Here is a 22,434-nt window from a genome sequence, read left to right on the forward strand (position 1 = left end):
GGCCCGGGCGGCGGGCGCGGCGGGATGTGGGGCTCGACCGGCTGGACTCGGATGTTCGGCTCGGAGGTCGGCGGCCAGATCTCCTGGCTGCTGCCAGCCGCACTGATCCTGCTGGTCGCCGGGCTGTGGATCACTCGGCGGGCGCCGCGGACCGACCGGCTGCGGGCCGCGTTCGCCCTCTGGGGCGGCTGGCTGCTCGTCACCGGGATCATCTTCAGCCAGATGAAGGGCATCTTCCACGCCTACTACACGGTGGCCCTGGCCCCCGCGGTCGGTGCCCTGGTGGGCATGGGCGCGGTGCTGCTGTGGCGGCACCGGAGCCACCCCGCCGCCGCGCTGGCCGGGGCGGCGGCGATCGCCGCGACGACCGCGTGGTCGTGGACGTTGCTGCACCGCACCGCCGACTGGCACCCGTGGATCCGCTACACCGTGCTGGTCGCGGGCATCATCGCCACGATCGGTTTCCTCGCCACCGTCCGGCTGCCCCGCCGGGCCTCGATCGGGGTCGCCGCGGTGGCCCTCGTCGCCGGCCTGCTCGGGCCGGGTGCCTACGCGGTGGCCACCGCCGGATCGGCGCACACCGGCTCGATCCCCTCGGCCGGTCCGGCCGGCGCCGGCTTCGGCGGCCCGGGCGGCTTCATGCGCCGCATGAACGGCCAGCCGGGCGGCACGGGCCGCAACCAGGCGGGCGGGGCGTTCCCGGGCGGCGGCCAGACAGGCGCCTTCCCAGGCGGCGGCCAGGGCGGCACTTTCCCGGGCGGCACTTTCCCAGGCGGTGGCCAGGGCGGCTTCCCCGGCGGTACCGGCGGCACGACAGGCGGAGGCACCGGCACCGGCCAGCAGGGCACCAACGGGTTCACCCGCGAAGGCGGCATGCGCGGCGGTATGGGCGGCGGTATGGGCGGCCTGCTCGACGCCGCGAAGCCCAGCGACGCCATCGTGAAGCTGTTCAAGGACAACGCCGACTCCTACACCTGGGTCGCGGCCGCCGTGGGCTCGAACAGCGCCGCCGGTTACCAGCTGGCGACCCGCGAACCGGTCATGCCGATCGGCGGCTTCAACGGCAGCGACCCGTCGCCGACCCTCGCGCAGTTCAAGAAGTACGTCAGCGACGGGAAGATCCACTACTTCATCGGCGGCGGCGGTTTCGGCCAGGCCAACGGTGGCAGCAACTCCTCGCAGGCGATCTCCACCTGGATAACGGAGAACTTCACCGAGAAGACCGTCGGCGGGGTCACCCTCTACGACCTGACCGCCCCCACGACGAGCACCGGCACCTCCGCCACCAACACCACTGCCCGCACCACCTGATCCACCACGTTCCTCAGGCCGACCTGTGTGCTCCGGGCTCTTTCACGGGCCCGGAGCACACGGCTGCCATCACAACTCACTGGCGCAGCGCCGCAGAAGTCCCCTCCGCGTCCTGCTGTCACTTTCCGTGGCATCAACCGATGTGGCTGATTCCGAGCACACCTTCTCGAAGCCTCACCGCGACGCGAGGAGACAGACGCGGCGGCCTGCCCGGAGGTGCCAGCACGCGGGGCGCGATCTGGAGTCTCACAGGCGGCGCACAGCATCGGCACACGGGTGGCACAGCTCGCCAACCGAGAGTGAGGGGCATGACGACGTGGACGCCTCCCCCGGCGACCGGAACCGGTGCCCCCACGCAGCGCGTTCCCGTGGAGCAGACGCACGCCAGCACGGCAGTGGAGGACGACGGCCGACCGCTCCCGGTGCTCGACGTCGTCATCCCGGTCTACAACGAGGAGAACGATCTCGCCCCCTGCGTGCGCAGGCTGCACGCGCACCTGCGTGACACGTTCCCCTACCCGTTCCAGCTCACGATCGCCGACAACGCCAGCACCGACGGCACCCTCGGGATCGCGCTGGAGCTGGCGGAGGAGCTGCCCGGGGTGCGCACGGTGCACCTGGACGCCAAAGGCCGCGGCCGGGCGCTGCGCACCGCCTGGGGGATGTCGTCGGCGCCGGTGCTCGCCTACATGGACGTCGATCTGTCGACGGACCTCGCCGCGCTCCTGCCGCTGGTCGCGCCGCTGATCAGCGGGCATTCGGATCTCGCGATCGGCACCCGCCTCGCCCGCACCTCCCGAGTGGTGCGCGGTCCGCGCCGGGAGGTGATCTCCCGCTGCTACAACCTGATCCTGCGCGGGACACTCGCCGCCCGGTTCTCCGACGCGCAGTGCGGGTTCAAGGCGATCCGGGCCGACGCCGCGGCGGCGCTGCTGCCTCTGGTGGAGGACACCGGCTGGTTCTTCGACACCGAGCTGCTCGTCCTCGCCGAACGGACCGGGATGCGCATCCACGAGGTGCCCGTCGACTGGATCGACGACCCGGACAGCCGGGTCGACGTGCTCAACACGGCGGTCGCGGACCTCAAGGGGGTCGTCCGGCTGCTGCGGGCGCTGGGTACCGGGGCGCTGCCGCTGGTCGAGCTGCGCCGGGAGTTCGGCCGAGGGCCGCTGACCACGGCGGCCGGTGCCGGCGCCACCATGGGCGGCGCGGACGGTAGCGGCGGCGCGGCAACGGGAGGGGTGCAGGTGCCGGGAGTGCCACGGGGGCTGCCGGGCCAGCTGATTCGCTTCGCAGTCATCGGGGTGGCCAGCACGCTGGCCTACCTCGTGCTGTTCGTCCTGCTGCGGACGGCCACCGGCGCCCAGGCGGCGAACCTGCTGGCGCTGCTCATCACCGCGGTGGCGAACACGGCGGCGAACCGGCGGCTCACCTTCGGGCTCACCGGTGCGGCCCAGGCCGGCCGCCACCACCTGCAGGGCCTCGTGGTGTTCGCCATCGGGCTGGGGCTGACCAGCGGCTCGCTCGCGGGTCTGCACGCGGCGGGCGACCATCCCGGCCGCGGCCTGGAGGTCACGGTCCTCGTGCTGGCGAACCTGCTGTCCACCGTCATCCGGTTCCTGCTGCTGCGGGCCTGGGTGTTCCGCGCCCGCCCGGCTGCGCCCGGGGCACCCTGACGCCCAGGCGCAACCCACCGCCCTTCGTGGGGCCCGCCGCCAGGATCGCGCGGCGGGCCCCACGCGTCGTGCGTGCCGGTCAGGGGCGGATGACGAGCAGGAGGTCGCCGACCTCGACGGAGTCGCCGCTGGCGCGGACGAGTTCGCCGACGGTGCCGGCGACGGGGCTGGTCACGGCAGCCTCCATCTTCATCGCCTCGACCACCGCGAGCTTCTGGCCCTGGGTGACGGCGTCCCCGGCGGTGACGGTGAAGGTGACGATGCCGGGCAGCCCGGCGCCGATCTGGTTCGCGTCGCCCGGGTCGGCCCGTCGGGCCGCGGCGGTCGTCGCCGTGATGGAGGTGTCCCGGACCCGGACCGGGCGAGGCTGGCCGTTGACCCGGAGGTAGAGGGTCCGCATGGCGGCGTCGTCCGGCTCGGACAGCGTCTCCAGCTCGATGATGATCTCCACCCCGGGTTCCAGCATGACGGCCACCGGCGCGCCGGGCCGCAGCCCGTACAGGTAGGGCTCCGTCGGGACCAGCGAGGAGTCGCCGTAGCTGTCGGCGGCGGCCAGGTAGTCCTTCCACGGGCCGGGGAACAGCAGCCGGGACAGCGCCGAGCGGCGCCGGGCGCCGGGAACGGCGAGTTCGGCGGCGTCGGCGGGGTCGAGGTCGACGGCGGGCGGAGCCGGATGGCGCCCGGCCAGCGCCCGCTCCCGGAACGGCTCGGCGAACCCGGCCGGCGGGGTGCCGAGCTCCCCGGCGAGGTAGCCCAGCACGCTCGCGGGCAGGTCGAAACGCTCCGGATGCTCCCGCAGCGTGGCGACGTCCACCCCGCCGCCAACGAGGAACAGCGCCAGATCGCCGACGACCTTGCTGGTCGGCGTCACCTTGATCGGCTTGCCGAGCAGCTCGTTGGCGACGGCGTACGCCTCCTGCACGGCCGGCCAGCGCTCCCCCAGCCCCAGCGCGATCGCCTGCTGGCGCAGGTTGGTGAGCTGCCCGCCGGGGATCTCGTGCCGGTACACCGCCCCGGTCGGCGCCCGCAGGCCCGCCTCGAACGGTGCGTACAGATCGCGCACCGCCTCCCAGTACGCCTCCATCGACGACAGGGCGGCCAGCGCGATCCCCGTCGCCCGCGGGGTGTGGTCGGTCGCGGCGACCAGGGCCGACATGTTCACCTGGCTGGTGCCGCCGGACATCGGCGCGGCGGCGGCGTCGACGGCGTCCACCCCCGCCGCGGACGCGGCGAGCAGGGTGGCGAGCTGACCGCCGGCGGTGTCGTGGGTGTGCAGGTGGACGGGCAGGTCGAAGCGCGACCGCAGGGCGGTGACCAGCGTCGCCGCCGCGGTGGGACGCAGCAGCCCGGCCATGTCCTTGATCGCCAGCACGTGCACGCCGGCGGCGGCGAGCTGCTCGGCGAGGCGCAGGTAGTAGTCGAGGGTGTAGATCTGCTCGCCGGGGTCGGACAGGTCGCCGGTGTAGCACAGGGTGCCCTCGGCGATCGCCGTGCCGGTCTCCAGGACCGCCTCGATCGCCGGGCGCATCTGTTCCATGTCGTTGAGCGCGTCGAAGATCCGGAAGAGGTCGACGCCGGTCGCGGCGGCCTCGGCGACGAACGCCCGCACCACGTCGTCCGGGTACGGCGTGTAGCCGACGGCGTTGCGCCCGCGCAGCAGCATCTGCAGGCACAGGTTCGGCGCGGTGGATCGCAGCGCCGCGAGCCGCTCCCACGGGTCCTCGGCCAGGAAGCGCAGCGCCACGTCGTACGTCGCCCCGCCCCATGCCTCCAGGCTGAGCAGGTTCGGCGTCAGAGCAGCGAACGAGGGCGCCGCCGCCAGGATGTCGAAGCTGCGCAGCCGGGTCGCCAGCAGCGACTGATGAGCGTCGCGCAGCGTGGTGTCGGTGACGGCCAGTGCCTCCTGGGCGCGCAGCCGCGCCGCCCAGCCGGCCGGACCGAACTCGGTGAGTAGCTGCCGCGAGCCGGCGGGCACCGTGAACCCACCGATGCCCGCGCCGGACAGCCCCTGGCCGACGCCCCCACCACCGCCGGTGGCGCCGGCACCGACGCCGGAACCGGAACCGGAACCGAGGCAGGCGGGCGAGCCGGTGCCGATCGGCACTCCCTGCCCGTCGGGCAGCAGGGGCAGCTCCGGCAGCCGGATACGCGGGTCGACCAGCGCGGTCGCCGGGCGGCGGAACCCGTTGACGGTGCTCTCGGCGAGGCGGGCCAGCGTCCGGCTGGTCTGGTCGGTGCCCCGGCCGGGCAGCAGCAGCTCGGGGTGCTCGTCGATGAACGATGTCGTCACCCCGCCGACGAGGAAGTCGGGGTCGGTCAGCACCCTCCCCAGGAAGTCGATGTTGGTTCGGACCCCGCGGACCCGGAACTCGTTGAGCGCGCGGCGCGCGCGGCGGGCCGCCTTCTCCAACGTGCTGCCCCGCGCGGTCAGCTTCACCAGCAACGAGTCGAAGTAGGGGCTGATCTCCGCGCCGGCGTAGGTCGCGCCGTCGAGGCGGACGCCGGGGCCGCCCGGGGACTGGTAGAAGCTGATCGTCCCGGTGTCGGGCCGGAAGCCGTCCGCCGGATCCTCCGTGGTGACCCGGCACTGGATCGCGGTGCCGCGCAGCGCGATCTGCTCCTGGCCGAGGTTGAGGTCGGCGAGGCTCTCCCCGTCGGCGATGCGCAGCTGCGCCGCGACCAGGTCGACGCCGGTGACCTCCTCGGTGACCGTGTGCTCGACCTGGATGCGCGGGTTCATCTCCATGAACGTGTACCGGCCGTCGGCACCGAGGAGGAACTCGACGGTGCCGGCGTTGACGTAGCCGACGTGCCGGGCGAAGCGGACCGCATCCGCGCAGATGCTCGCCCGGACCGCCTCGTCCAGCATCGGTGCCGGGGCGATCTCGACGACCTTCTGATGGCGGCGCTGCACCGAGCAGTCCCGCTCGAACAGATGGATGATGTTGCCGTAGGAGTCGGCGAAGACCTGTACCTCGATGTGGCGGGGCCGGTTCACGGCCTGCTCCAGGAACACGGTCCCGTCGCCGAACGCCGCCGCGGCCTCCCGGGAGGCGCTGCCCACCGCATCGGCGAGGTCCGCGGCGCGCTCCACCCGGCGCAGTCCTCGCCCGCCGCCGCCAGCCGACGCCTTCACGAACAGCGGGAACCCGACCTCCTCGGCCGCCTGCGCCGCGCCCGCCCCGTCCGGCAGCGGCGCGGACGCGCGCAGCACCGGCAGGCCCGCCGCCATCGCCGCGTCGCGCGCCGCGACCTTGTCCCCCGTCAGCCGCAGCACCGACGGCGGCGGGCCGACGAAGGTCACCCCCGCCGCCGCGCACGCCTCCGCCAGCACCGCCGACTCCGACAGGAAGCCGTAGCCGGGGTGCAGCGCGTCCGCCTCCGCCTGCTTGGCCACGGTGAGCAGCGCGTCGATGTCGAGGTAGCCCCGCACCGGATGGCCCGGCCCGCCGAGCTCGTATGCTTCGGACGCTTTCGTCCGGTGTAGCGCGGAGACGTCCTCCGGGGTGTAGACCGCGACGGTGCGCAGCCCCAGTTCCTGGGCGGCTCGGAAGACGCGGACGGCTATCTCACTGCGGTTTGCGACCAGAACCTTGCGCACGCGCGCCTCCTCGGACGGGGTGCGCATCATTGTGGGGGCGTAATGCTCCCACGCGCCAAAGCAACGTGTCGGGGGTCACGATCGACTGTTCGGGCTAACGCCACCACACCGACGGCGCTATAGAGAACCAAGCCGCGCCGGCGGCCGCACCGGACGGTACCACCACCGGGCCGAAGAACTTCATGCGATCGAACCCCGCGCCGCCGGGCCGGGGTGCGGGTGGTCGCCCGACGATCAGTAGCGCCAGCGGGTGGCGGCGACGACGGCGGCCGGGTCCGCGTCGGCGAACCGGTCGATCTCCGCCCGCCGGACGGAGGCGACGGTGTCGTGCAGCGCCGGGCCGCAGGCGCGGCGCAGCACGTCGTCGGCCGTGAAGGCGGCGACGGCCGCGCCGAGGTCGGTCGGCAGCCGGGCGATGCCGCGTCGGGCCCGCTCGGCGGGGTCGAGCGAGGCCGGGTCGACGTCGACCGGTGGGGGCAGCCGCGCCTCGTCGTCCAGGCCGGCGTGCCCGGCGGCGAGTAGCCCGGCCGCCACAAGGTAGGGGTTGGCGGCCAGGTCGAAGCACTTGATCTCCAGATTCGCCGCCCGGCCCGCGGCCGCCGGCGGCCCAGGGATCAGCCGCAGCGCCGCCTCCCGGTTCTCCAACCCCCAGCAGGCGTAGGCACCGGCCCACTGGGACGGCACCAGCCGCAGGTAGGAGGCCACACTCGGCGCGCCGAGCGCCATCAGTGCCGGCAGCCGGGCGAGGATCCCGGCGGCGAACGCCTCGCCGGTCGCGGTCAGGCCGCCCGGGCCGTGCCCGCCGCCCAGCAGATTGTCCCGGCCGCCGCCGTTCCACCCGCCCGGCGCCGTGGCGCCCAGTGCCGTGGCGCCCAGTGCCGTGGCGCCCAGTGCCGTGGCGCCCAGTGCCGTGGCGCCCGCCGGCCCTGGGCCCGCCCCGTACCCGCTGGACCCGATCGCACCGGACCCGGTCACGCCGTCGCCGCCATCGCTCTCGCCGTCGCCCCACAGGCTCAGGTGGACGTGCCCGCCGTTGCCGACGCCGTCGGCGAGCACCTTCGGCGCGAACGAGGCGCGCAGGCCGTGGCGCCCGCTGACCGCCCGCACGGTCTCCTTCACCAGCACGCAGGTGTCGGCGGCGCCGAGCGGGTCCTGCGCGGCGACCGAGACCTCGAACTGCCCGGCCGCGTACTCGGGATGGATCTGCTCGACGACGAGACCCTCCTCGGTCAGCGCCGTGACCACGTCGCGGAGGTAGTCGCCGAGCTCGGCGACGCGGGTCATGCCGTAGGCGGGGCCGCGGGCGGCGGGGACGAACCCGTCGGCGCCGGCCGGCGCGACGGCCCATTCGATCTCGAAGGCCATCGCGACCCGCAGCCCGCGCCCGGCCAGGCGCACCGCCTCGACCCGGACGAGATCCCGGGCGTCCTGGGGATGGGGCGCGCCGGTCTGATCGCGTCGATCCACCGGTGCCCACGCCCACCCAGGTTGGGCGGCGAGCGCGGTCAGCCGGTCCAGGTCCGGATGCAGCCGAAGGTCGCCGACCGGGCCGCCGGCGAAACGGCCGGCGGTGATGCTGTCGTCGACGCCGAACGCGTCGAACACGGGGGACGCGCCGATTCCCCAGACCACCGCCGCGTCCAGCCGGCCAACCGGCACCCCCTTCATCCGGGTGATGCCACTGTTGTCGACGAAGGTGCAGGCGACGCACACGACCCCGCGCACCTCCAGGTGCGTCGCCGCGTGCCGAGCCGCGGCGGCGAGCCGGTCGCGCTCGTGGCCGTCGGTGGCGCTGACCCGCGGCGCGGCCCGGTCCCACGCAGGGCCAATCATGATCGTCCCTCCCGCGGATGCCTCGGGTGGCACGGAGATCGCTGTCCCACGGATGTCGTCTTCCCCACGGATCCCACCCTCGCTGGGTCTCGCCTGGCACCATGCTCGCGCGGCCGCGGGCCCGATGTCGGGTAAGACGCCGGACGAGATCTCGCCCACACTGGTCCGGCAATCACGGACAGTGATATTCAACCATGATCTCAGCGGAGATGCCCACCGTGCATCCGGGCGGCCGTCAGCAGTTGTCCACAGCTGTCGCCCCGACAAGAAGATCTGAAAACACGTCAACATCACCAATGTTCCGCTCGACTGTCCCCAGGTAGGCCAAAGTAATCCACAAGTTATCCACAGCCGCAGCACGCAGGTGGGGATTACGCAAAGTGATCCTGTTGGCTAGGCATGGTCCCACCGCCCAGCGGGGATCGGTCAGGGATGGGGCGCTCCGGAGGCGTCGGCGAACCTGATCTCGTCGATCACGCACTCGTCGATCACGAGCTCGTCGACCATCACTGCCACGGCCTCATCCGGCGCGATCTCACCCGCCCGGAGTTCGAGAGCATGCTCACCGAGGCCGATCGCCCCGGCCCGGCCGGCACCACGGTGTTCGACAGCCAGATCGGCTTCGCCGTGCGGCGCTGGTGCGCCCCGGCGCTCGACCTGCCGCCGCACGTCGACCCCGAGATCTATCTGGAGCGGCGGGCCGAGCTTGGCCACACCGAGGTTCACCGGCGGCTGCTCGGGGCGTCCGGAATCACCACCTTCTGCGTCGACACCGGCTTCCAGCCCGAGCCACTCACCTGTGCCGAGGACCTCGCCGCATTCGCCGGCGGACGAGGTCTCGACGTCGTGCGCCTCGAACGGATCGCGGAACGGGCAGCCGTGGACGTGCTCACCGGGCAGATCGGGGTCACCCACCTCGCCGACGCGGTACGCACCCGGCTGGCGGAACGCACCCCGTCGACGGTCGCGGTGAAGTCGGTCGCCGCCTACCGTGCCGGGCTCGACCTACCGGCCCGGCGACCCACCGATCGGGAGGTCTCCGCCGCCACCCGCACCTGGATCAACGAGATCCGAGGCGGAGCCCCGATCCGGCTGCACGACCCCGTCCTGCATTCGTTCCTGATCTGGTGCGGGGTCGAGGCGCGGCTGCCGGTGCAGATCCACGTCGGCTACGGCGACGCCGATCTTGACCTCGCCCGCGGCAACCCGCTGCTGCTCACCGGCCTGCTGCGGGCGATCGCGCCGACCGAGGTCACCGTCCTGCTCCTGCACTGCTATCCGTTCCACCGCGAGGCCGCCTATCTCACCCAGGTCTTCGCCAATGTTCACTTCGACCTGGGACTCTCGATCAACAACACCGGGCGCGGCTCCATCGGCCTGATCGCGCAGGCCCTCGAACTCGCCCCGTTCGGCAAGTTCCTGTTCTCCACCGACGCCTACGCGCTCGGCGAGCTGTTCCTGCTTGGCGCGACGCTGTTCCGCCGCGGCCTGGCCACCTTTCTCACCGAGGGCATCGACGACGACGCCTGGACCGCCGCCGACGCCGCCCGGATCGCCCGACTCGTCTGCGCCGACAACGCCCGGCGCGTCTACGACCTGCCCTAGAACGTCCACGACCTGCCCTAAAAGCTGCCCTGGACCTGCCCTGGACGGGTGGGTCCGAAGTTTGGCCAACGGCCCCGCCCGCACCTCACGGTTGCGGCATCGCCGAGTGCCACATCCTGTGCGATCGGGCAATGGCAGAGAGATGCTGGAGGTTGATGACGGTTGCGGTGGCGGAGAACCGTCATCAACCTCCTGCATCTCCCACCCCTGCATGGCCCGGCCATGATTGAGGTCAGATTCTGACCGGAAGTGCCCCTAGCGTCGATCCCAATCAGACGGACGACGGAGGGCAACAGGCGATGACCACCACGAGAACCGACGCGACCGCCGCCACACCAGCACCGGCCACACCAGCACCGGCCACGGCCGACGCGACCGGCGGCCACGCCGCAGACACGGCCGCGCCCGCGCTCACCGGCGAGCGCGCCGACCTGCTGGCGAGCCTGGCGCGGCGGCGCTTCTTCCTCCGGTTCACCGTGCAGAACCTCGACGACGAGCAGGCCGGGCGGCGCACCACCGTCAGCGAGCTGACCCTCGCCGGCCTGATCAAGCACGTCGCCGTCATGGAACACCAGTGGCTGAACTTCGTCCTCGTCGGCGCCTCGGCCTTCGACGGTGACATGACGGCCCGCCAGGATGAGTTCCACGACGGCTTCCGGCTGCTGCCCGGTGAGACGCTGGCTGGTGTGCTCGACCGCTTCGACGAGGTTGCCCGCCGCACCGAGCGGATCGTCGCCGAGGTCGCGGACCTCGACGACGCCCACCCGCTGCCCGCGGCGCCCTGGTTCGAGCCCGGTGCGAGCTGGTCGGTGCGGCAGGTCCTGCTGCACCTCATCGCCGAGACCGCCCATCACTGCGGGCACGCCGACATCCTGCGCGAATCACTCGACGGCGCCCGCACCATGGGCTGACTCCCCACGCCGGTCTCGGCCTCGGCGTCAGCCCGCGTCGGCGGCGGAGGCCGGCGGGCACAGGCAGAAGGGGTGACCGGCGGGGTCGAGCAGCACCCGCCAGCGCTCGCCACCGGGCTGGAACGACGCCTGGGTGGCGCCGAGCTCCTCGGCGCGGGCGATCGCGGCGGGTAGGTCCGCGACCCGGAAGTCCAGGTGGAACTGCTGCGGCACCTCCTGGTCCGGCCAGCGCGGTGGCCGGTAGTCCGCCACCCGCTGGAACCCGAACGTGAGTGCGGTGCCCGGCGGGGTCAGGTAGGCCCAGGCGCCCCCGTCGTCCGCACCCCCGACGCCCCAGCCGGTCAGCTCGCCGTAGAAGGTCGCGAGCTCCGTGGCGTCCGGGCAGTCGAGCATCAGCCCTGCCCACACCGCCGGCGTGACGCCCGCCTCGACCACCGTCTCCTCGGCGGCCGACTCCTCAGCCACAGTGCCGGCGACCGTCTCTGTTCCCGTCATGGTCATCTCCCATCGGACCTGGTGGTGTTGCCTGCTCTCCCCATCCTGGGCGGGATACCTGACTTCTCCTGTCAGGATTGGCGCGCGAGAATGCGGGCGTGCGCGCCAGCCGGCTGCTGTCCGTCCTGATGCTGTTGCAGACGCGCGGCAAGCTGACGGCGCGCCAGATCGCCGACGAGCTGGACGTGTCCGTCCGGACCGTCCACCGGGATCTGGACTCCCTCGCGCAGGCCGGCATCCCGGTGCTGGCCGACCGGGGCGTCACCGGCGGCTACCGGCTGCTCGCCGGCTACCGCACCCGGCTGACAGGGCTGACCGCGGATGAGGCCGATTCGCTGTTCCTCACCGGGATGCCGGGCGCCGCCGCCGAACTCGGCCTCGGCGCGATGCTCGCGGCAGCCGAGCTGAAGCTGCTGGCGGCGCTGCCGGAGCCGCTGCGCGAGCGGGCCGGCCGAGTGCGCGAACGCTTCCACCTCGACGCGCCCGGCTGGTTCCGGGCGACCGAGGACACCCCGCTGCTCGCCGAGGTGGCCGACGCGGTCTGGGCGCAGCGCCGCCTGCGGGTCACCTACCGGCGCTGGCGGGCCCCCCGGGAGGTCGACCGTGTCCTCGACCCGCTCGGTGTCGTCCTCAAAAGCGGCACCTGGTACCTGGTCGCCGCCGTGCCCCTGGACGCGGACGGCAGCCGCGACGGCGAGGAGATCGGAGTGGACGGCGTGCCCACCGGGCCGCGGGTGTACCGGGTCGGGAAGATCCTGTCGTTGACGCTGACCGGGGAGTGCTTCGACCGGCCACCCGACTTCGACCTCGCCGCCTACTGGGCCGCCTGGACGGCCCGCTACGAGGCCGAGGTCTACCGGGCGACGGCGACGGTGCGCCTGTCCCCGGCCGGGTTCGCGCTGGCACCGTTCCGGTTGCCACCGGCCGTCAGCCGGAGCATCCGGGACAGCGCGGGGCCGCCGGAGGCAGACGGATGGGTCCGCGCGCGGCTGCCGATCGAGTCGGTCCGCCACGCGCAGGGCGAGCTGCTGGCACTCGGCCCCGAGCTGGAGGTGCTCGATCCCCCCGAGCTACGCGCCGCCCTGGCTCGCGCCGCCGCCGCCCTCGCCCGCCTCTACGACGCTGCCGGTCCGAGGCCCGACTCGGGCTGAACCGTGGATCCTGACAGCCCTGGACGCGCCCCTGTGGGCAGCACCTCGCCACTGACAAGGTAGGTGATGGTCGGCAGCTCTGACGGGTCGGGACGTGGAAGAGCTCCTAGCCGATCACGCGTCAACTGCCGTCCCGTTTCGGGGCGTTGCGCGGCCAGCACACGGACGGCCGCCGTCGCGAAACGGCCGGAGTCGAAGCGGCCGGAGTCGGGGCCGGTGGCGCGGGTCGTGATGATGTCCAGAATATCGGCGTCATCCACAGGATGGCGACGCAGCAAAGCAGCAGCCACCACAGCAAACACATCAGCGTTGTCATCGTTGACGAGACGATCACGCAACACCGCGTCGACACCAGGATCATCAGGGGCGAAACGGTCCAACAGCACCAACGCATTGTGCCGAACCTGGTAGGAATCGGCGGTCGTGGCCATGGTCCGCAGGACGGCGACGACGGCACCGGGATCAGCCGCGGCACGAAGCCGACCCAGACGGACAGAAATCTCCTCATCCCACTCCAACAGCCCGTCCTCGATCCCAGCACCGATCAGAGCAAAGGGATGATCGGGACGTTGCGCGGCCAGCACACGGACAGCCGCCGCGAAACGGCCGGGGCCGAAGCGGCCGGAGTCGGAGTCGGAGTCGGGGTCGGTGGCGCGGGTCGTGATGATGTCCAGAATATCGGCGTCATCCACAGGATGGCGACGCAGCAAAGCAGCAGCCACCACAGCAAACACATCATCATCGTCATCGTTGACGAGACGATCACGCAACACCGCGTCAATGCCAGGATCATCAGGGGCGAAACGGTCCAACAGCACCAACGCATTGTGCCGAACCTGGTAGGAATCGGCGGCCGTGGCCATGGTCCGCAAGACAGCGACGACGGCACCGGGATCAGCCGCGGCACGAAGCCGACCCAGACGGACAGAAATCTCCTCATCCCACTCCAACAGCCCGTCCTCGATCCCAGCACCGATCAGAGCAAAGGGATGATCGGGACGTTGCGCGGCCAACACACGGACAGCCGCCGCGAAACGGCCGGGGCCGAAGCGGCCGGAGTCGGGGTCGGGGTCGGGGTCGGTGGCGCGGGTCGTGATGATGTCCAGAATGCCGGCGTCATCCACAGGATGGCGACGCAGCAAAGCAGCAGCCACCACAGCAAACACATCAGCGTTGTCATCGTGAACGAGACGATCACGCAACACCGCGTCGACACCAGGGCCATCAGGGGCGAAACGGTCCAACAGCACCAACGCAAAGAGTCGGGCGGACCAGCGGTCGCTGGTCCTGGCGAGATTGGCGTGCAGGATCGGACCGATGTCCTCGCCACCTGTGTCAATCGGGGGGAGGGCGCTCAGCTCGTAGGCACCGGCCCTCAGAGCCTCAGTCGCACGATCGTCGCTGGTTGTGCTGAGGGGCTGTGCGGTGAGCAGCCGGCGCGGGGTGTCGTGGAAGAGGTTGGCCAGGAGCTGGACCGCGAACTCGGTGATGGGAGCCCAGAGGAGATAGGCGCCGCGTCGGGCGTACCAGTCGGCGTAGACGTCCCGGCCGGGCCAGTCGGCGCCGATGATGCGGACGACCGGGAGTACATCGTCCATGATCATGGACGTTGCCTGGCTGTCCTCGAGGCCGACGCAGTGCTCCAGCAAAAAGATGACCTCGGTCAGGACAGCCTCGGCGGCCTTGGCCAGCCCCGGCACTCCGTGCAGATTTCGCATTTCAGCCAGGCACTGTACTGCCAGGCGAAGGCCATGAGGCGGCTGGTCGAATTCCTTGGCCGGCCAGGGTCGGTCGGCATCCATGAGCTGCTGGAGGAGGACGGCGGTGTGTGGTTCGGCCAGTCGGGAGGCGAGCAGCCGGAGAATTTCGTGCCAGGTGGGATCATCGCATCGTTCAAGATAGAGTTCACCAAGATCGTCGAGGCTCATGGTCTGCAGGTGCTGGAAACGTCGCAGGACGGCATCGGCGCAGAAGAACTCCAGGAATGCTCGGTGCACAAAAGCGTAGAGATCCGGCCCCCAGCGGCTGAGGATGAAGTCGCGATGACGGAACTGCTCGATCATCACAACTGCGACCGTCTTCGCCTCCGTGGGACTCTTCTGGTAGCTGTCAACCAGGTATTCCTCGAAGAGGCGCTGGAGTTCGTCACGGTGGACAAAATTGCCCGCCTTGCCGAATTTTCCGGTCTGCATGGCCCAGGCAAGTCGGCGCAGTAGTTCACGCTTGTCGTCCTCCGTGATGAAGTCGGGGGCGACGCCTTTGGCACGCAGTTGGCGGCTGACGTCCCAGTTCTCCACCAGTACCCAGGTGGCCTGCTCGTAGGCCTTCCAACGCTCTCGGGGCAACTGTTGCCCCTTGCCGATGATGGCCAGCACGGTCAGGAGGAGGGGGTTGCCCGCCAGTTCCAGGATCGGACGCGAGGCGTCGATCGCCTCCAGCAGGCGGGTCCGGCGGTGCGCAGCCTCCTGCACCCGCTCGGCCAGAACCCTGTGGTACCAGCCGGTCAGGAACTCCTCGATCTGAGCCCGATCAAGGTCCTGGAGCGTGTGGTGGGCGAACCCGGCGGCGGTCAACCGATGCCGCTCATAGCCCCACGTGCGGGACGTGACCAGAACACGCGCGGTGGGATGGTCCTCGGCGAGAGTTGCGATCTGACGGGTGATCTCTATTCGCTCGCTCGGGTCGAACACTTCGTCCAGCCCGTCGAACACCACGAGGGCCGGCCCGCCCGCCTTCAGGTAGGACTCAAGGACCTGCCGAGGTAGACCGAGGCCGGAGTCTTTGCGTTCGTGCACGAAGTCCAGGACGGAGCGCACGCCGCGCGCACGGGCGGCGGTGTACTCGCGCAACTCCACCAGCACCGGCAGGTGCCCGGCCAACTTGGGAACTCGCACCGGGACGGGCGCGATCAGGTCGAGCACCAGCAGCCTGGCGAGGGTGGACTTGCCCGCCCCCGGATCCCCCAGTACCACCAGACACCTGTCCGCAGTCACCGCCGCCAGAACGGGCGTGCGCGGCTTGGCCCGGTAGGCCTCCTGCGCCGCGCGCAGGTCCTGCAGGCTGAACCCGTCCGGCAGCGAGGTCTCGTCGATCTCGCCAGCAGTCTGCAGCCGCTGCAGCAGCTCTCGGGGTACCTCCACCGGCGGCGGGTCGGCCCGCACATCCGGCTCCACGAAGACCGCTTGCAGTCGGACTGGTTGCCCGTCGTCCTCGTAATACTTGGGGGGCGTCAACGCCGCGAGATCCAGCCCGCTGTACTCCTGATCCAGCCGCCTGTGGTAGCTGGCCACCAGGGCCGGCTCCAACCCCACGCGCGACGAAGCGCCGCCGCCCGCTTTGGCGATCTCGTTATACAGCGCGGTCGCGACGAGCTTGCCCAGCTCGTCCGGGTTGCGGAATTGGACCGCCAACCGACGCTGCAGAAGCTCCGCACGGAACCGCTTGACGCGCGTGAGGTCGTCGTCCATCAGCGGAGGTGGCCAAGGTTCGTCCCCTTGGAGCAGGAAGATCAGGCAGATCTTCTCCGCCTCCACCGCCGCCCTGTACTCCGACTCCGTGATCGACGACGTCTCCCCCGGCGGGATGTCCCCGTACCTCCAGGCAACAATGCCCACATACACGTCACAGGCTCGCACGTCATCCACGCACACCTTTGACGGAGGGTCGGACTGGGCATTGTAGTGCTCCATCGCGACGTCCACCAGGCCCATCCGCCGAATAGTCTCGATGACCTTCTTGCGGAACTCCGTCAAGTCACGGAAGGTCGACGAAACATACACAGAACGCACGGCCACTTCGCAAGGCTAGCACTGGCGAGTAAGTGCTATCTTCTCGATGGTCGTAGGCGATCCGTGATCGGGCGATGGATACGGCGGTCTTGTTGTTGCTGCCTGATCGCCGCGCTACCGCCCGATGTGCCGGGCGCCCCCGATCGCGACGTCGGCGGAGGCCCAACCGCCGTGTTGTTCCAGGTCAGGCCGTCTTTTGATGGTGTCGTTGACCGACCCGATGGCTGGCGAACCTTCTTGAGCAGCGGCTCGCCGTGGCGTTCCCATTCGTCCTCGCGGTGCGCGCGGATCGGCTCGATGACCCGCACCGGATTGACCCAGCACGCCTTGCAGGTCCGCGCGGGAACGCGGTGTGCGCGGGAACGCGGTGTGCGCTTGCGGCCGTCGGGACAGGCTCGTCGCGGCGGTGCTCAGCCGCCGTCCGACGGTCTGCCGCCGTCTGACGGTCTGCCGCCGTCTGACGGTCTGCCGGTGGCTGGCGGGGGCAGGAGGAGGCGGAAGGTCGTGCCGGCACCCACCGCGCTGGTGACCTCGACCCGGCCGCCGTGAGCCCGCGTCGTCGCCGCGACGATCGACAGGCCCAGCCCGCTGCCGCCGCGGCCCCCGGCACGGCTGTTCGCGGCCCGGTAGAAGCGGTCGAAGACGTGGTCGGCGACCTCGGGCGGCATGCCCGGCCCGTGGTCGATCACATCGAGCTCGGCGCCGCCGGGGCCCGGCTCCGGCGCCTCGGCGTCGGCCGGCGGGGGCACGGCGTGCAGGCGCACCTCGACGGCCGCGTCGGACGGGGTGTGGACGCGGGCGTTGGTGAGCAGGTTGCCGACGAGCTGGCGCAGTGCGTCCGGGTCGCCGAGGACGGGGCAGCTCGCCGGGAGCTCGGCGCGCACCGGGCGGTCGGGGGCGGCGGCGCGCAGGTCGGCGACGGCGTCGCGAACGAGGCCGGCGAGGTCGAGCTCGGCCCGCCGCATCGGCCGCTGCTCGTCGAGGTGGGCGAGATAGAGCAGGTCGTCGACGAGGTTGCCCATCCGCGCCGCCTCCTGCTGGATCCGGCGCAGCGCCTGGTCAGCCTCGTCCGGCGGCACCATCCCGGCGCGCAGCAGGTCGGCGTAGCCGCGGATGGACGTCAGCGGCGTGCGCAGCTCGTGCGAGGCGTCCGCGGCGAACCGGCGCACCTGTTCCTGGGAGGCCACCCGCGCGGCGAACGCGGCCTGGATCTGGCCGAGCATCGCGTTGAGCGCCGCGGCGAGCTGCCCGGTCTCGGAGCTGGGCGGCCCGGCCGGCACTCTCCGGTCGAGGTCGCCGCCGGCGATCGCCGCCGCGGTGCCGACCATCTCCCGCAGCGGGCGCAGGCCGCGGGTGAGCCACAGCCAGGCCAGGGCGGCCACCGCGGCGAGCACGGCCGCACCGACCGCCAGCTCGATACGCACCAGCCGGCGCACCGTGTCCGCGACCGGACGCAGGGGCAGCGCGACGAGGACGCGGGTACCGCCCGGGAAGTCACGCTGTACCGCCCGGTAGCGCTTCCCGTCCGAGACGACTGTGAAGGTCGGCGAGGGCTTCGACGAGCCCGCCCTGGTCCCGACGTCTCCGCCGACACCACCGGCACCGCCCGAGCCGGCGAGGTTCAGCAGCGGGGCGGCCGGCGGCGGGGGGCTCGCGGAGCCGGCCACCCGCAGCACCGTGCCGTTGGGCCGGCGGATCTCCACCAGGTAGTCGGTGGGGCCCACGGCCCGCTCCACCCCGGCCCGGTCCAGCGTCGGGGAGCGGGTCAGCAGGGCGGCGAGCGGCAGTCGACCGAGCACCTCGGCGCGGCCGAGCTGCTGGTCGACGCGGTCGTAGAGGTAGGAACGCAGCGCGAACGCACTCGCCGTGCCAGCGACGGCGAGGCCGAGGGCGCACAGTGCCACCAGCCCGGCCATCAGCTTCAGTCGAAGCGTCACCGGCCGCTCCCCGTCGCGGGCCGGCGCAGCGCGTACCCGAATCCACGCTGGGTGTGGATGAGCGACGGCCCGTGCCGGCCCAGCTTGCGCCGCAGGTAGCTGACGTACTGGTCGACCACCGTGGGCTCGCCCGCGAAGTCGTAGCTCCACACCGCGTCAAGGATCTGCGCCCGGGACAGCACCCGGTTGGGGTTGGTCAGGAAGTACCGCAGCAGGGTGAACTCGGTCGGCGACAGCTCGATCGGCTCGCCGCCCCGGCGGACCACGTGGGTGTCCGGGTCGAGTTCGACGTCGGCGAAGCGAAGGGTGGCCGGTGGGTCGGGCTCGGGCTCGGGCCGCGGCGGGGAGGTCCGGCGCAACACAGCCCGTACCCGGGCGATCAGCTCGTCGACCGCGAACGGCTTGGTCACGTAGTCGTCCCCGCCGTAGGTCAGGCCGGCGATCTTGTCACGGTGGGCGTCGCGGGCGGTGAGGTAGACGACGGGCACGCTCTGACCGCCGGCCCGCAGGGTCCGGCAGACCTCGAAGCCGTCGACGTCGGGCAGCATCACGTCGAGGATCATCAGATCCGGGCGGGCCTGGACCGCGAGTTCCAACGCCGCCCGGCCGGTCGCCGCGGTCAGCACGTCGAAGCCGTGGAAGCGCAGGGCCATCCGAAGCAGGTCGACGATGTTCGGCTCGTCGTCGACGACCAGCACCCGCGGGGCTTCTGCCATGTCCGGCTCCTTCGATGTCGCGCGGCGGCGGCCCGGCGGCCGCTTCGGACCAGGGTCAGCATCAGAGCCAGAGCCAGAGCCAGAGCCGGCGTCCGGGGTCCGGGGTCCGGGGTCGGGATCCGGACGCCCGAGTTCATCGGAGCATCGTGAGAGTTTCATGTGAAGGGACCGGCGAGTCACGTCGGCCGGGCCGCCCCGGGCCGGTGGCGAAAGTCCTGGTGGCGCAGGCGGACTGACCGGCCGGAACAGTCCGGCGGCCGGGAATCCACACCCGTGGGACATGGTTGACGCCCGCCAGTTCTGGAACAGTTCGCTAATGAGATCACCCACGGACACTGAGCTACTGCACGAGCTGGAGCCCGTCGCCGAGGCGAACGTGAACCGGCATCTCGGCATCGCCACCGAGTGGATGCCGCACGACTACGTCCCCTGGAGCCTGGGCCGGGATTTCGACACCGTTCCCTGGGAGCCCGGCCAGTCGTCCCTGTCGAAGGCAGCGCAGATCGCCTTCGAGGTCAATCTGCTCACGGAGGACAATCTCCCGAGCTACCACCGGGTCATCGCGGAGCGTTTCAGCCAGGATGGCGCCTGGGGCACCTGGGTGCACCGGTGGACGGCCGAGGAGGGCCGCCACGCGATCGCGATGCGCGACTACCTGATGGTCACCCGGGCGGTCGACCCGGTCGCCCTCGAACGTGACCGCATGTACCAGATGAACAGGGCATTCAACCGGCCCGGCATCACGCCGCTGCAGTCGATGGCCTACGTGTCCTTCCAGGAGCTGGCGACCCGCGTCAGCCACCGCAACACGGGGCGCTTCTGCGCTGAGCCGGTCGCCGAGAAGCTGCTGGCCCGCGTCGCCGCGGACGAGAACCTGCACATGATCTTCTATCGGAACCTGGTGGCCGCCGCGTTGGAGATCGCCCCGTCCCGGACGGTGGAGGCCATCCGCGACGAGATCCTCGGCTTCCAGATGCCCGGCACCGGCATCCGCGACTTCGGCCGCAAGGCCATCCAGATCGCTCGGGCCGGCATCTACAACCTGCGCATCCACCATGACGACGTGATCACGCCGATCCTGCGCCAGTGGCGTTTCTTCGACCTGACGGGACTGGACGCCGCGGGCGAGCAGGCCCGTGAGGAGGTCGCCACCTTCCTCGCCGGTCTCGACGCGACCGCCACGCAGCAGCAGGCGAAGTTCGAACAGACCCAGGCCCGGTTGGCCCGGCGCGCGGAGACCTTGACCGCCGTCTGATCGGGCGCCGTCTGATCGGGCCCCATCGGGCGGCGCCGCGGGCTCATTGTCCGTAGTGTCCCAGTCTGGGATGCTCGTGCTACGGTCCGGCCGTCGCCGCCGTCGACGGATGGAGCCCGCTTGAGCGTGCATCGAGGGAGCATCCGCGGGATCAGCATCCCGCAGCTGGGGCTGGGGATCGTCGCCATCGCAGCGGTGGCCGTCGCGGTCCTGATCGGGCCGCGCGGCGCCCCCGGGCCGGATGACGCGGTCGGCGCCAGGGAACCGACCTCCTCCGTCACCGACGGCACCACCACCGCCCCCCTCCGCGGCCGGCTCCCTGCCAGCCGCCCCTCCGCCGCCGCTTCGGTCGCGGCCGGCGGAGGCACCACCTCGCCATCGGGCGGCCGCAGGGTCATCCTCGCCCCACCTCGGCCCGCCACCGTCCGGGTCTCGTCGACGACGCACCCGGCCTGGGCCGGCCCAAGTGCCGGGAGCACCGCAGACACCGCGGGCACCGTAGACGCTGCGGGCACCGTAGACACCGCGGGCACCGGCTCGCCGGCCATGACCGTGATGGCAACGTCCGGGCCGAACCACGCCCCGACGCCCGCACCACCAGGCCGCGGCTCGAGTGCCGATCCCGTCGTCGTCGTGCAGATCCCACCGATCGACCTGCCGAGCTGCCTCGTCGACTGCTGACCCGCCAACCCCGGCCGCGAGGTCGCGAGGTCGCGGCGGGATCACCGCAGAAGCGCGCCGAGCCACCCGTCGATGGTGTCGACTCCACCGTCCCGGTCGACGATCAGCCAGGGCGAGATCCAGTTCCGGGCGGCCAGATCCTCGTACATCCGCGCGCACCGCGCCTGCAGTCCACCGTCGGTCTCGAAGGCGTCCAGCGGCCGGTCCGGGTCGTCGCCGGCCCGCGCCGCCGCGCCCGCTCGCGCCCTGTCGACGGGGACCCGCAGCAGCACCTGCAGGTCGGGGGCGGGCAGGGACAGGGAGCCGAGCTCGAGGTCGGCGACCCAGGCGGGGAAGCCGGCGCGCTCGGCCGCCGGCAGCCGCGCCGCGCCGTAGGCGGCGTTCGACGCGATGTACCGGTCGAGGATGACCACGTCGTTGGCGCCGGCCAGGGCGTCGAGCTCGGGCCGCGACGCCGCCCGATCGAGCGCGAACATCATCGCCGTGGCCCGGGGCGCGGCGGCCAGCGGGGCAAGGCGGGCGTCGCCTCCGAGCAGGCCGCGCACGGCCGGACCGAGGGGCTCGGCGCTGTACCGCGGATAGGCGAGGGTCGCCACGCTGCGCCCGGAGTCGGTGAGCCGGGCGACGAGCCCGCGGGTCAACGTGTTCTTGCCCGCCCCGTCGATGCCTTCAATGGCAATGATCATCCGATCACGGGCTGCCGGCGGAAGTGCTCCACCACCGCGTCGGACCAGCTCAGCAGCCGGCCGGCGAGGGTGGCGGGGATGCCCGCCCGATCCGCCGCCGCCTCGATCCGGGCATAGCGCAACTCGGGGGGTAGCAACGCCACCGTGCCTGCCTTGCCCTGGAAGGTGGCCCACAGCTCGGTGAGGGCCCGGCCCTCGATCGGCGCAAGGGCCGCGGCGGCGGTGCCGAGCACGGCGCGCGACCACCAGCCATCCCCGCGGATGACCGCCGACGCCGCCGGCTCGCCCCGCACCACGTCCAGCCCCCCGACGACCAGGTTGTTCGCATTGCGGACCGCGACCAGGGGGTGCCGGTACTCCAGCTGGTCGCCCCGCTCGGCCAGGCAGGCCGCCAGATACCACAGCGACAGCAACGTCGGCGGCGTTCCCGACACGAGCATGCGGCCTCCCACCGACGGCATCCACCGGATCCGGTCGGGAGCGTAACAAGACGGGCGGCGCGTGGTCGGCATGCCAAGGCAGGTACGCCGCGCCGGGTACGCCGAATACGCCCACGGACGGATGTCACGACGCCACCGGCTCGCTACCGTCGACGTCGATGGCAAGCACGGAAGACAGGTCGGCGGCCGCGCGGGCGGTGGCGCTCGCACGCCCGTCGCCGCCGCCCGGTCGACGAGTGCGCCGCAGGGGGCCCCTGCGTGCCATGGGGGACATCACGGCTCTGGTCGCCGCCGCTGCCGTGGTCATCGGCGGATCGAACGGTGCCGCCCAGGACCAGGTCCCACCCG

Annotated in this window: 16 protein-coding genes; 7 read left to right on the plus strand and 9 right to left on the minus strand. The window is 71.9% G+C overall.

Going from position 1 to position 22,434, the window contains the following annotated elements; translation table 11 throughout:
- The coding region (locus NBZ85_RS08495; RefSeq protein WP_498041236.1) for a mannosyltransferase YkcB-related protein at nucleotides 1-1,311 on the plus strand (1,311 nt) is incomplete at its 5' end.
- Between the two features lie 308 nt (nucleotides 1,312-1,619).
- Nucleotides 1,620-2,987, plus strand: coding sequence for a bifunctional glycosyltransferase family 2/GtrA family protein (locus NBZ85_RS08500; protein WP_261555139.1), 1,368 nt, complete (start codon nucleotides 1,620-1,622; stop codon nucleotides 2,985-2,987).
- A gap of 79 nt (nucleotides 2,988-3,066) precedes the next feature.
- Here NBZ85_RS08500 and NBZ85_RS08505 read toward each other — a convergent pair whose 3' ends face one another.
- Both NBZ85_RS08505 and NBZ85_RS08510 read right to left on the minus strand, forming a co-directional pair.
- Nucleotides 3,067-6,588, minus strand: a complete 3,522-nt coding sequence (locus NBZ85_RS08505) for a pyruvate carboxylase (protein WP_261555138.1) — start codon at nucleotides 6,586-6,588, stop codon at nucleotides 3,067-3,069.
- 234 nt (nucleotides 6,589-6,822) lie between these two features.
- Nucleotides 6,823-8,421, minus strand: a complete 1,599-nt coding sequence (locus NBZ85_RS08510) for a type I glutamate--ammonia ligase (RefSeq protein ID WP_261555137.1) — start codon at nucleotides 8,419-8,421, stop codon at nucleotides 6,823-6,825.
- A 432-nt stretch (nucleotides 8,422-8,853) separates the two neighbouring features.
- On the opposite strand from NBZ85_RS08510, the gene NBZ85_RS08515 reads away from it, so the two are divergent.
- The gene (locus NBZ85_RS08515) at nucleotides 8,854-10,026 is read left to right on the plus strand and encodes an amidohydrolase family protein (protein ID WP_261555136.1); all 1,173 of its coding nucleotides are present in this window, start codon (nucleotides 8,854-8,856) and stop codon (nucleotides 10,024-10,026) included.
- 299 nt (nucleotides 10,027-10,325) lie between these two features.
- Nucleotides 10,326-10,937: a DinB family protein gene (locus tag NBZ85_RS08520; RefSeq protein WP_261555135.1), complete on the plus strand. Its 612-nt coding sequence runs from the start codon at nucleotides 10,326-10,328 to the stop codon at nucleotides 10,935-10,937.
- 27 nt (nucleotides 10,938-10,964) lie between these two features.
- Here the strand turns inward: NBZ85_RS08520 and NBZ85_RS08525 are convergent, their stop codons facing one another.
- Complete coding sequence (locus NBZ85_RS08525; RefSeq protein WP_261555134.1) at nucleotides 10,965-11,432, minus strand: VOC family protein; 468 nt, start codon at nucleotides 11,430-11,432, stop codon at nucleotides 10,965-10,967.
- Between the two features lie 98 nt (nucleotides 11,433-11,530).
- Between NBZ85_RS08525 and NBZ85_RS08530 the strand changes: the two genes are divergently transcribed.
- On the plus strand, nucleotides 11,531-12,583 hold the full coding sequence (locus NBZ85_RS08530; RefSeq protein ID WP_261555133.1) for a helix-turn-helix transcriptional regulator: 1,053 nt from the start codon (nucleotides 11,531-11,533) through the stop codon (nucleotides 12,581-12,583).
- Here the strand turns inward: NBZ85_RS08530 and NBZ85_RS08535 are convergent.
- The 3 genes from NBZ85_RS08535 to NBZ85_RS08545 all read right to left on the minus strand — a co-directional run bounded on the left by NBZ85_RS08535 (nucleotide 12,547) and on the right by NBZ85_RS08545 (nucleotide 19,024).
- Nucleotides 12,547-16,371 carry a DUF4062 domain-containing protein gene (locus tag NBZ85_RS08535; protein WP_261561751.1) on the minus strand — a complete coding sequence of 1,275 codons (3,825 nt, stop codon included), beginning with the start codon at nucleotides 16,369-16,371 and terminating at the stop codon, nucleotides 12,547-12,549. The two genes, NBZ85_RS08530 and NBZ85_RS08535, sit on opposite strands and share 37 nt — an antisense overlap.
- Before the next feature lie 410 nt (nucleotides 16,372-16,781).
- On the minus strand, nucleotides 16,782-18,308 hold the full coding sequence (locus NBZ85_RS08540) for a sensor histidine kinase (protein ID WP_261559226.1): 1,527 nt from the start codon (nucleotides 18,306-18,308) through the stop codon (nucleotides 16,782-16,784).
- A complete protein-coding gene (locus NBZ85_RS08545) occupies nucleotides 18,305-19,024 on the minus strand; it encodes a response regulator transcription factor (RefSeq protein WP_261559225.1) in 720 nt (239 codons plus the stop codon). The genes NBZ85_RS08540 and NBZ85_RS08545 overlap by 4 nt, the downstream gene beginning before the upstream one ends.
- A 316-nt stretch (nucleotides 19,025-19,340) precedes the next feature.
- Here NBZ85_RS08545 and NBZ85_RS08550 point away from each other — a divergent pair, with 316 nt between their 5' ends.
- Both NBZ85_RS08550 and NBZ85_RS08555 read left to right on the plus strand, forming a co-directional pair.
- The gene (locus NBZ85_RS08550; protein ID WP_261559224.1) at nucleotides 19,341-20,279 is read left to right on the plus strand and encodes an acyl-ACP desaturase; all 939 of its coding nucleotides are present in this window, start codon (nucleotides 19,341-19,343) and stop codon (nucleotides 20,277-20,279) included.
- 126 nt (nucleotides 20,280-20,405) lie between these two features.
- Nucleotides 20,406-20,960, plus strand: coding sequence for a hypothetical protein (locus tag NBZ85_RS08555; protein WP_261559227.1), 555 nt, complete (start codon nucleotides 20,406-20,408; stop codon nucleotides 20,958-20,960).
- Between the two features lie 41 nt (nucleotides 20,961-21,001).
- Here NBZ85_RS08555 and NBZ85_RS08560 read toward each other — a convergent pair whose 3' ends face one another.
- The 3 genes from NBZ85_RS08560 to NBZ85_RS08570 form a co-directional block, all read right to left on the minus strand.
- The gene (locus tag NBZ85_RS08560) at nucleotides 21,002-21,646 is read right to left on the minus strand and encodes a dTMP kinase (protein WP_261559223.1); all 645 of its coding nucleotides are present in this window, start codon (nucleotides 21,644-21,646) and stop codon (nucleotides 21,002-21,004) included.
- The gene (locus NBZ85_RS08565) at nucleotides 21,643-22,086 is read right to left on the minus strand and encodes a hypothetical protein (protein ID WP_261559222.1); all 444 of its coding nucleotides are present in this window, start codon (nucleotides 22,084-22,086) and stop codon (nucleotides 21,643-21,645) included. The genes NBZ85_RS08560 and NBZ85_RS08565 overlap by 4 nt, the downstream gene beginning before the upstream one ends.
- A 124-nt stretch (nucleotides 22,087-22,210) precedes the next feature.
- Nucleotides 22,211-22,434: hypothetical protein (locus tag NBZ85_RS08570; protein ID WP_261561752.1), on the minus strand; the 224-nt coding region annotated here is incomplete at its 5' end.

Origin of the sequence: Frankia tisae (assembly GCF_025403405.1) — a bacterium.
GTDB classification, from domain to species: domain Bacteria; phylum Actinomycetota; class Actinomycetes; order Frankiales; family Frankiaceae; genus Frankia; species Frankia tisai.